This window comes from Allobosea rubneri (genome assembly GCF_032464875.1).
Classification (GTDB): domain Bacteria; phylum Pseudomonadota; class Alphaproteobacteria; order Rhizobiales; family Beijerinckiaceae; genus Allobosea; species Allobosea rubneri.
This window is the reverse complement of sequence record NZ_JAWDID010000022.1, coordinates 80,737-90,242: the sequence shown is the minus strand read 5'-3', so window position 1 is coordinate 90,242 and position 9,506 is coordinate 80,737. Positions and strand designations below refer to the sequence as shown.

Annotated in this window: 10 protein-coding genes and 2 tRNA genes; 5 read left to right on the top strand and 7 right to left on the bottom strand. The window is 62.9% G+C overall.

Features of this window, described 5'->3' with window-relative positions:
* Window positions 1-213: 213 nt before the first annotated feature.
* The 4 genes from RKE40_RS15715 (at window position 214) to RKE40_RS15700 (ending at window position 4,169) form a co-directional block, all read left to right on the top strand.
* The gene (locus RKE40_RS15715; RefSeq protein WP_316019169.1) at window positions 214-891 is read left to right on the top strand and encodes a hypothetical protein; all 678 of its coding nucleotides are present in this window, start codon (window positions 214-216) and stop codon (window positions 889-891) included.
* Window positions 892-1,013: 122 nt separating this feature from the next.
* Window positions 1,014-1,466, top strand: a complete 453-nt coding sequence (locus RKE40_RS15710; protein WP_316019168.1) for a hypothetical protein — start codon at window positions 1,014-1,016, stop codon at window positions 1,464-1,466.
* Between the two features lie 57 nt (window positions 1,467-1,523).
* Window positions 1,524-2,078 carry a hypothetical protein gene (locus RKE40_RS15705; RefSeq protein ID WP_316019167.1) on the top strand — a complete coding sequence of 185 codons (555 nt, stop codon included), beginning with the start codon at window positions 1,524-1,526 and terminating at the stop codon, window positions 2,076-2,078.
* A gap of 300 nt (window positions 2,079-2,378) precedes the next feature.
* Window positions 2,379-4,169, top strand: coding sequence for an FkbM family methyltransferase (locus tag RKE40_RS15700; RefSeq protein WP_316019166.1), 1,791 nt, complete (start codon window positions 2,379-2,381; stop codon window positions 4,167-4,169).
* Between the two features lie 42 nt (window positions 4,170-4,211).
* Here the strand turns inward: RKE40_RS15700 and RKE40_RS15695 are convergent, their stop codons facing one another.
* From RKE40_RS15695 to RKE40_RS15685, 3 genes are all read right to left on the bottom strand, one after another.
* Window positions 4,212-4,499, bottom strand: coding sequence for a hypothetical protein (locus tag RKE40_RS15695; RefSeq protein WP_316019165.1), 288 nt, complete (start codon window positions 4,497-4,499; stop codon window positions 4,212-4,214).
* Window positions 4,500-5,535: 1,036 nt separating this feature from the next.
* Window positions 5,536-5,778 (bottom strand): hypothetical protein, encoded by a 243-nt coding sequence (locus tag RKE40_RS15690; protein ID WP_316019164.1) that lies wholly within the window; start codon window positions 5,776-5,778, stop codon window positions 5,536-5,538.
* The gene (locus RKE40_RS15685) at window positions 5,775-6,413 is read right to left on the bottom strand and encodes a hypothetical protein (RefSeq protein ID WP_316019163.1); all 639 of its coding nucleotides are present in this window, start codon (window positions 6,411-6,413) and stop codon (window positions 5,775-5,777) included. Before RKE40_RS15685 ends, RKE40_RS15690 begins: the two co-directional genes overlap by 4 nt.
* A gap of 60 nt (window positions 6,414-6,473) precedes the next feature.
* Here RKE40_RS15685 and RKE40_RS15680 point away from each other — a divergent pair, with 60 nt between their 5' ends.
* Window positions 6,474-7,595 (top strand): hypothetical protein, encoded by a 1,122-nt coding sequence (locus tag RKE40_RS15680; protein WP_316019162.1) that lies wholly within the window; start codon window positions 6,474-6,476, stop codon window positions 7,593-7,595.
* 60 nt (window positions 7,596-7,655) lie between these two features.
* Here the strand turns inward: RKE40_RS15680 and RKE40_RS15675 are convergent.
* The 4 genes from RKE40_RS15675 to RKE40_RS15660 form a co-directional block, all read right to left on the bottom strand.
* Window positions 7,656-7,732, bottom strand: a tRNA-Arg gene (locus RKE40_RS15675).
* A gap of 43 nt (window positions 7,733-7,775) precedes the next feature.
* On the bottom strand, window positions 7,776-8,081 hold the full coding sequence (locus tag RKE40_RS15670) for an ETC complex I subunit (protein WP_316019161.1): 306 nt from the start codon (window positions 8,079-8,081) through the stop codon (window positions 7,776-7,778).
* Window positions 8,082-8,125: 44 nt separating this feature from the next.
* A tRNA-Pro gene (locus tag RKE40_RS15665) sits at window positions 8,126-8,202 on the bottom strand.
* A 127-nt stretch (window positions 8,203-8,329) separates the two neighbouring features.
* Entirely contained in the window at window positions 8,330-9,484 is a 1,155-nt protein-coding gene (locus tag RKE40_RS15660) for a M24 family metallopeptidase (RefSeq protein ID WP_316019160.1), read from the bottom strand.
* Window positions 9,485-9,506 lie beyond the last annotated feature (22 nt).

Genomic DNA, 9,506 nt, shown 5'->3' with positions numbered 1-9,506 from the left:
CAAGCCAACAAAGCACTCCATCGCTCTTCTCCCTGATCCGCTGGGCTGGATCGGTGGAGCCTAAAGCGCATCGGCCACCGCCGCATCGCATCCGCGACGCGAGCCCAATGGCCCAACCTTTTTCATGCACGGAGAACATCACGGATCACGCTGAAGCTCAGCGGGTGTTGATCGCGCATGGCTACGAGCTCGGCAAGACCGGTCCGTCCGGCAATGGCGACGACGGCATATGGGGCAACCTGTCCCGGACCGCATGCGCTGCCTTCCAGCGGGGGGGGGCGCGGACTGGCGGCGACCGGACTGCTCGATGCCGAGACGATCAAGGTGCTGCAGGCCGCGATAGCGGAGAAGGCCGAAGGGCGCCCGCCCGCGCTGCTCGATCGCGCGAAGTTCTTCGCCTACCTCCGCTCGGGCAAAGCTCCGATGTTCGGCACCTCGCTGTCGCGCAGTCAAGTTGCCGGCATCGAGGGCATTCTCGACGCATTCGCGGTCACCGGCGACGGTCGCGACAAGACGCTGGCGTATGGGCTGGCAACGGCGCGTCGCGAGGTCGGGGCCGGCATGGTCCCCGTGCGCGAGGGTTTCAAGAAAACCGATGCCGAGGCACGCGCTTATGTACTGCGCCACTATCCGACGAAGTACGGCAAGCCGGCCGGGCCGTGGGGGCACGTCTACTACGGCCGCGGCATCGTGCAGCTCACCTGGCTCAGCAACTATGAGCGCGAGGGCATCGCGGCGGATCCTGACAAGGCCCTCGAGCCGAAGTTCGCGGCCGAGCTGATGTTCAAGGGGCTGCTCGACGGCCGTTGGAACGGCAAGAGCGAGGGGGCCTTGCCCACTATCTCCCGACCGGCGGCCCTGACGATCTCAAGAACGCCCGGCGGACGGTGAACATCACCGACCACTGGGGAGAGATCGCCGGCTTCTATCACCAGTTCATGGGCGCAAGCGCGTTCGCGCGCGCCTGACCCCGCCGGCGGCCGGCCGCCGCCGTCATCATCCTGGAGATCATCATGAAGCTGTTCGCCTATCTGGGCGCGCTGGCGCTCGCCTGCGTCGTCGTCATGCTCGCTGCTGTGTCTGTCGAGGCGCAGACGCTCAGCGATTCCCTGCTCGGCGTGTTCCGACCCTATCTGATCGAGCTCGCTGGCATCTTCGTCGGGGCGCTCGCGGCCTGGCTGTTCAAGCTGGTCCGCGAAAAGCTCGGCCTCGACATCGAGGCGCGTCACCGCGAGGCGTTCCAGATCGCCCTGACGCAGGCGGCCGGCATGCTGATCCAGCGGCTCGGCTCGGGAGGTATGGCCATTCGCCTGCCTGTCGACAGCCCCGGCATCGCCGACGGCGTGCCCTATGTGCAGCAGGCCGTCCCTGACGCTGTCGCGCGCTTCCGGCTCAATCCCGATGAGATCGCCGAGAAGCTGACCGCGAAAATTGGCTTCGTCGCCGCAGCCGCCACGGCGCGCTGATCTGGCGAAGCCTATTGATGGCCGTGCCTACCTGAGAGGTGATGCGGAGTGACTGACATGAGCAGGCGCGGCGGCGGAGGTGGCGCACCAGATCATCAAGCACGGTACAACATCGGCGCACTGGAGCAGCGCGTCTATGGCCTAGAGCAGGGCGTCGCGGGTCTCTCCAATCAGATGTCCGGGCTGTCTCAGCAGATCGCCGCTCGCGGCAAGACGAACTGGACGGTCATCATTGGCTTCGGCGACATCGCCCTGTCCTTCATGATCGCAATAGGCGGCATGGCCTATTGGCCTATCCGTGAGACGCAGAGCGATATGAAAGCGACCATCGCCAAGCTCACCGACCTTCAGGCCGGCCTCGGCGAGCGCTTCGTTTCGATCCGCGAACTCGACGCCAGAAGCAGCCGGACGCGCCAGGACATCGATCGCCTGAACACAGACTTCACCGCACTCGACGTGACGAGCCGTCGCTCGATGGAGCAAGGCGACGCCAATTTGCAGCGGCAGATCGACGATCAGAAGAAAGCCTTCGGCGAGACCTATAGCCTGCGCGACGCCATGCAGCAGTTCCGACGCGAGCTCGACGAGCTTCGAAAGCGTGCGCCGCCCTGAGATCGCATCCGCGATGGCCTGGCTGGCCGAACCGGCTTCGAGTGGCTCCGGACCGCTCGGGTTGATGCCTCCCTGTTCAACTGGCCCCGCTGGCTCGCGCCGATGGGGCCTTTTTTGTGCGATCTCTCTGCGCGCCGCTCGCCCTGACTCGGATTGCCGGTATTCCGCCAGCCACTCCGGTGGTCGGTTGGCTGAGGATGGGCGCGTTTGCACGATGGGTAGCTTATTGATCTACCCATACGAATACGTCAGTTTAGGTTAGGTCTTTGGTGGGCCGAAGTTGCGCTAGGGGAAAAAAAATTGATATCCGCCTTATCTTCTCGTCTCAAAGGCTTGCGGGAAACGCTGCGTGCTGACACGGCGAAAAGCAAACGCAAAGTGGTTTATACATGCCTTTTTGGATACTCGGAGCCATTTCTTGACCAAATAATTGAAGATGATGGCGATACTGATTTCGTTTGTTTTACGGACGACCCGAGTCTGAGATCGGATTTCTGGAAAATCGTATTGATGCCGCCATCTTTGCTCGACCCTCATCGGCGATCGAAGGGCTTCAAGCATCGTCCTCATCTATTTTTTCCGAAGCACGAAATGAGTTTATATATCGATAATACTGTAAGATTGTTGAAGTCGCCAAGTAATTTATTCGACATCCTAGAAGAGAATGAAGAAAATATAATATTGTTTGCGCATCCTTACAGAAATTGCATTTACGATGAAGCGGAGATTGTCAAATCTGTTGGATATGACGGACTTGATGTGATCGACGCTCAAGTTAATTATTATAAGAGTATCAATGTTCCGCCGCAAAATGGCTTGCATGCAACGACATTTATCCTTCGTAGGCATAACAATCCAGATGTCATGCATGCAATGGATGAGTGGTATTATCAATTATTGCGCCACTCGAAGCGAGATCAGATTTCTTTTGATGCTATTCGCTATATGCATAGTATGAAAGTTAGAGTGTTCGATGGCGAGCTTACCAATAATACCTATATGGTATGGCCCACTGTACCGGGCGGCAAGCGTCTGCCGAGGGATTTCGACGATTCGGAGTACTTGGAGTTGCATCCGGACGTTGCGCAAGCAGGTTTAAACCCCAGAAAGCACTATCTCGATTATGGGATTGATGAGGGACGGCCTTATCGCATCCCGTCAAACACGAACGCCGCCAGCGCCGAGCCCAGTAAGCCAGCCATTCCAGCCGAGCATGGTGAGCAACTCGATTTCGACGCCAACTGGTACTTGACGATGTATCCCGACGTGGCCGCCTCGGGGCTGGAGCCACTCGACCATTACCGTCAGATCGGAAATGCTCAAGGCCGCTACCCAGCGCCGCAGCAACGGGTCATGGGCAGCGCCGGGCACTGGATCTACTTTAATCCAGACGATGCAAGGGGACGGGCTTTACTCGCCGCAGGCGGTGCACTCAATCCGGCGACCCATTGCGCTTGGCATCTCCTGCTCGGGAGTGGGGCTTGGACCCATGTCATCGACGTTGGTGCGAACTACGGCGAAATGCTCGCCAACGGCGGATTGCCTCCTGAAGCAGCAGTAGTTGCAATCGAGCCCAATCCGATTGTTCGCGCACGCCTCCAGGAAACCCTAGATGCCGCCGGCCTGGTGGCAATGGTCCTGGATGAAGCTGTTTCCAATGCTGAAGGCCAGCACGTGCTGCAAATTGATGAGAGCTGGTCCGGAACCTCACGCCTTGCAGATGATACCGAAGGCGATGGGCATCCGGTTAGAACTACGACGCTCAGCGACGTTATCCGGCGAGCCGGAGAACTACCGCTTGCAGGCATCAAGGTGGCCGTGAAGATCGATGTGGAAGGGCACGAGATCGAAGTCCTGCAAGGCATCCTCAACGATCTGCCCGTCCTAGGAGATTTTGCGGCCCTGATAGAAGTGGAGCATGCTTCGGCCGAAGGGTTGGATTGGTTCGACCAGCATTTTAAAATTCAAATGTTGAGGGAGATCCCACTGCCGGAACTTGTTCCTATTGAGCCAGGAAAGCTGCGGGCAGCCCTTTCATCCGACCTTTATTACAAACGCGATATTGTGTTGCGGCGGCGCATACAAGACTGACCATAGCCGAGCTACAGCCCAACGCTCGGCCTTTAGCCGCCGTCATCCTTCAGGGGCGGCGGCTCCTTTGGCGTCCGGCGTCCAGTGGACGAACTGGAAATAGCTCTCGCAGACCCAGAGGCGGTCGCCGGGCTGGATGGTGGGGCCAGCACCGACGCGTCCGGCCAGCCAATCGCCGAGATGGCAATCGCCACTGTAGCGATCGACGATCCACCAGCGGCCCTCAAACTCGTAGGGCTGCTGCTTCAGCCCCCGTCGCGTCTGCGTCTTAGTGCCGGCGCGAAGGGCCGTGACCATCGGCGCGCTGAAGGGGACCTGACGGTCAGCCATCACGCCACCTCCGCCTGGGTGGGGGAGGGGCGGATCGGAACATTCTGACAGGAGAGAATTCCCCAACGATTCCAATCAGGGGGATTTACGCGAACGTGTGATAATGACGCTTGAGAAACGCCAGTTTTCCGAGGCCTTCTAAGCTGCTGGTCGCAGGTTCGAATCCTGCCGGGCTCGCCATTGATTTCGCGCAGTAATCCGCCTTTGTTCGGATTGCCGTTCTGACAGCTGGACCGCTGGTCATCCGGGCTTTCGGCCGCCGTTCACCTGCATGACCCGGCTTTCCAGTGCGGCAATGGGCTGGCGCATTCTGCTTGTCGGAGCTGGTTCGGCGCTCCCCCGACCGTCCTTATGGTATGACGAGCCCTCGCGCCCGCGACTTGCTGGTGAGGCGGCATGTGCAGCCGGTGCCGATCGTTGCGCGGCGCGTCAGCGTGCATGTCCGCTGCGGTGTCTCGCAGCGACGCCCGGTCCGGCGCTGCGCCTGGCCTTCCACAAGGCCATAGCGAGGCACATAGGCGGGGCCTGACATCGACCGTGGTCCCACGGGGTTGATGCCATAATCGATCGGCGGGCCGGCGCCCGGGATGCCCCCTCCGTCAGAGTGCAGCCTGATGTCAGGCACATGATCGGTGATGGAAGGTGGCCCCAGGCCGCGCCGCGGACCATCCGGCGTGAGCGGGGCGTTGCCGGGCGTGCCGATATACTGGGCGTCGGCGGGAAGGCTCAGCAGCAAGGCCAACGCCGCCGCCGTCCTTGCAATGGCAAATGCCTTCATGGCGGACCACCGTGCAGCTTGGGGCGGGATCAGGAAAGCCCAGTCAAGTCGTCGGGGCGCAGGATCGCGCGTCGCGCCCCATGATAACGGTGGATCATGGTGCGAAGCCAGCCCGATGAAATCGCCGGCTCCGCCCGGTCTCGCCCGGTTCGGCAAAGGCCGGACGCTTCTGTGCGTTCTGCTGATTGGCCTGGCCGCGCGCGGGGCCGGGCCAATCGTGCATGTCAGGTCGCGGTCGCCGCGGCCGTAAGGGCTATCTCAGTAGACCCAGCGGCAGACCCGGCGGCGGCGGCCGAACCGGTCGCGCGTCACGGTGCAGACCTGGCGACGCCGGCGCGGCCCGCGATAGTACTGGGTAAACTCCGCAGGCGCCTCATCGAGCTTGGCGACGGTGTCGAGAGGCAGGTCGGACGCCTTTGCTGCCTCGCTCGCGACCATGCTGCCAACCGCGGTGACAGCGGCGCCGCCGAACATGGCAGTGAGAAATGAACGTCGATTCATTGGAAGCTCCTTCGGGTGAGGGCCCCAACAGAGTCGCGCAAAGTTAACAAATGGTTGCCGGGAACGGTGGTGTCGGTGGCATTCGTCGTCCGAGATTGGGCACCTCTCCTCATGCTCCGGAAGCCCGTCCGGACGAAGTCGATCGCGAGGATCGCCCCGTTGGCGAAGGACCCGCTGGACAGGACATGCGCGACCGGGATCTTGCGACAGCCGGTTCCGTCGACCACAGCGCCGACGACGTTGAAGCGGGCATATTTGGAGGGGTCACTGACCTGCAGCAGCTTGATCGTGCCGCGCAGCGTAGTGTTGGTGCTGTCGTCGAAGCTGTCGAGCCAGCTGGCGATGCTAGTGCCGTAGCGGTCGAGATTGTCGATGAAGAGCTGCGTGGTCGAGCCCGGCAACACATTGTTGAATTTGAGGAGCCCGTTGCCGGGATCAGAGTCGGTGACGCCGTCCGAGAAGGTGACCATGATATCGGGCGTCGGGCCGGCCGGGCCGATCACCCCGGGCCCGCCGGGCGCGCCGGCGATAGCGATCACCCAGTCGGCGAAGCTGCCAGAGCCCTTGGCCACCGAGACGTCGACAGTCAGGTCGGTGCTGGCATAGGCGCTCACCTGGCCGGTCATGAAGTTCACGGTCGGGTTGGCCGCCGAGTAGACCATGACGAAGGCGCCGGGCGCGAAGAACTTGCCGGCTTGCGTGACGAAGGTCTTGCCGCCGGTCCCGATCGCGACATTGCTGGCGGAGGAACCTATCAGCCTGGCGGCCGAGGCCGCGGCGCCGTCGGATCGTTCGATTGGCTGGTCACCACCTACAAGAACCACAAGAGCTACAAGGATCTGAGCGACGGCCAGAAACGCAACCACGAGCGCGGCTTCACCATGGTCGCCGACTATGTGCTGACGAAGGGCGCGCGGCAGGGACCGCGCATCGGGACACAGCCGGTGGCAGATATTACGACCAAGCTGGTCGACGCGCTCTATGAAGCGCTGTTGACCGTCACCGAGACGGACGAGGACGGGAACGAGGTCCAGCGCGAGCGGAAAACCACGACCAACGCCGCCATGAAATCCTGCCGGCGGGGGTGGAATATCGCCTATCGCGCCGAGCCTAGCATCGTTCCGAAGGACAACCCCTTCGCACGCATGGGGCTCAACGAATCCTCGACGCCCAACGTCGACGCGACCTTCGAGCAGCTGAAGGCCTTCGTCGCCAAAGCCGATGCGGAGAACCGGTCTTCGCTCGGCACCGCTGCGATGATCACTTGGGAATGGCTGCAGCGGGGAGAGCACGTCTTTGGGGCATTCGAGGTCGCGCACTATCAGCCGAAAGAGCGCCCCGACGCCGTTCAGATCGTCCACCCGAAGACCGAGAAGGAAGTGTGGTGGCCGCTGTTCGATCCTGAGCAGAGCGAACGCGTCCCGCTGTTCCCTGAGCTCATGGCTAGGTTGGACGAGATCAAGCGCAACCGAATCGGTGGCCTCATGCTCGTCCGCGACTGGAAGGACGACAAAGAGGGGCGCCCTCTCCCCTGGCCGACGGGCAACAAGGGCGATCTGACGTACATGCGCCATGAGGTGAAGCGCATCATCGTCGCCGCCGGGCTACCGGACAACCTGTCCTTCACATCGTTCCGGCACGGCGGGCTGACCGAGACCGGCGACGCCAACATGACCGATCGCGAGATCCTCGCGCAGTCGGCTCAGACCACCGCGAAGGTGCTGCCGCGCTACGTCAAGAAGACCATGCGACAGGTGGCCAACGGAGCCAGTAAGCGCCGCGCCGTGCGAACGGATGGCGGCCAAATGTCAGAATGACCAGCAGGCTACTTGTCAGAATGCCCACGAGAACAAAGAGGAATTCATGAGCGAAATCAATGGCGAGCCCGGCAGGATTCGAACCTGCGACCAGCAGCTTAGAAGGCTGCTGCTCTATCCAGCTGAGCTACGGGCCCGTAGCGATGCGAAGGGCTGGCGCCCCGCCGGAAGTGCAAGGCGTCAGTGCGTCCACTGCCCGACGCGGTTGAACCTGAAATTGTCCGAATAGGCCATCGGGCGCCGCTTCGGCTCGTGCGGCTGCTCGAGGCGATAGGGTATGCCGTTGCGCTCGGCGTAGGCGACCGCCTCATCGGCACTGTCGAACCAGAGCTTGAGCTGGCTCTTCATGTCGCTCGACGAGGTCCAACCCATCAGCGGTTCGATCTCACGCGGCCGCTCCGGCTCGTATTCGAGGAGCCAGCGGCCGGTCTTGGCCGTGCCCGACTGCATCGCCGTCCGAGCGGGGCAATAGATGCGCGCCGTCATGCTCTTCCTCGTCTTCGCCGCCAGCGGCCGGGCCTTTTCGAGAATGGTCGGGGCACCAGGATTCGAACCTGGGACCCTCTGCTCCCAAAGCAGATGCGCTACCGGGCTGCGCTATACCCCGAAGCTCCGCAAGTGCATGAAAACGCTTGCCGAACCGTCGCCGCGGCTTCTCGATGCGCGCTGCGACGCGCAACGCAATAGCACCAAGGCGGCGATTTGGGAACATGCCCGTTTGCGCGCGCGCCAACTCAGCCGACGACGATCAGATCCCGCGAGGTCCGCGAGAGCAGTTCGCAGCCATCGCGGGTCACCAGCACATTGTCGATAATGCGCGCGCCAAGGCGCTCATCCCCGAGGAAGACCGGCGGCTCGACGCTGAGCACCATGCCGGGCCGCAACACATAGTTGCTGCCGCCGATCATGTGGACCGGCTCGCCCCATGTCGGCGGGAATCCGGGCGCGAGGCCATAGCCCGACGTGTGGACCCTGCCCTGCTCCAGCCCGGCAGCGCCGATCACCCGCTTGGCCGCCTCATGCGGCGCCGTTGCCGGGGCGCCGTCGCGAATCTCGGCGATGCAGGCATCGCAGGCGCGCCGGACGATATCGTAGAGCTCGCGCATGCGCGGCGTCGGCGGCCCCAGGCTGAACTGCCGGCCGATGGTTGCGGTATAGCGACGCCAGGTCGCGCCGTATTCGACACTGCCGTAATCGCCCGCCGCAAGCAGGCGCTCGGTCGGCGCACCATGGCTATAGCCGGAGCGTGCGCCCGCGACGAGGTTGATCGGGCTGGCGGCAAGGCCACTGCCGCGGGCAAGCAGGGCGCCATAGACGTTGCCGGCCAGGGCAAGCTCGCTGCGGCCTGGCCGCAGACCGGCCGCGAACACCGCCATCGCCTCGTCGGCAATGGCGCTCGCGCGCCGGATGTAGGCGAGCTCGGCCGGCGATTTCACGAGGCCGAGATCGGGCACGAGGCTGGTCGTTTCCGCCGCCAGGCTGGAGCCGAGCAGCTCGCGCAGGCGGACATAGTGATGCGGGTGGAGGTAATAGGCCGGCACCTCCATGCCGCATCGCGCACGCAGCAGGCCAAGCTCGTCGGCGAGACGCTCGAAGCGCGGGATCGCATCCTCGTTCTCGCCACCGCCGAAGGTCTCGATCCGGTCGACCAGCGCCTCGTCCTGCAATTCGTTGCGCTCGCCCTCGCGCGCCATGATCGTCAGGGGTCCGGAGCCCGGCACCAGCAGGCACTGGAACTCCTGATAGCTCTTGGCGTCCGACCCGGTCAGCCAGCGGATCGAGACCGGGTGGAACAGGATCAGCCAGTCCAGCCCTCGCTCGGCCATCGCCCGGCTGACGGCTGCGCGGCGCGCGGCGAACTCCTCGCGCGAGAAATCATGCTTCGACATGCGGTCCCTTCCCGTCGCGCCG

Coding starts and splice junctions, on each gene's coding strand:
- RKE40_RS15715 (WP_316019169.1), top strand. CDS start 214: ATGGCGACGACGGCATATGGGGCAACCTGTCCCGGACCGCATGCGCTG.
- RKE40_RS15710 (WP_316019168.1), top strand. CDS start 1,014: ATGAAGCTGTTCGCCTATCTGGGCGCGCTGGCGCTCGCCTGCGTCGTC.
- RKE40_RS15705 (WP_316019167.1), top strand. CDS start 1,524: ATGAGCAGGCGCGGCGGCGGAGGTGGCGCACCAGATCATCAAGCACGG.
- RKE40_RS15695 (WP_316019165.1), bottom strand. CDS start 4,499: ATGGCTGACCGTCAGGTCCCCTTCAGCGCGCCGATGGTCACGGCCCTT.
- RKE40_RS15690 (WP_316019164.1), bottom strand. CDS start 5,778: ATGAATCGACGTTCATTTCTCACTGCCATGTTCGGCGGCGCCGCTGTC.
- RKE40_RS15670 (WP_316019161.1), bottom strand. CDS start 8,081: ATGACGGCGCGCATCTATTGCCCCGCTCGGACGGCGATGCAGTCGGGC.
- RKE40_RS15660 (WP_316019160.1), bottom strand. CDS start 9,484: ATGTCGAAGCATGATTTCTCGCGCGAGGAGTTCGCCGCGCGCCGCGCA.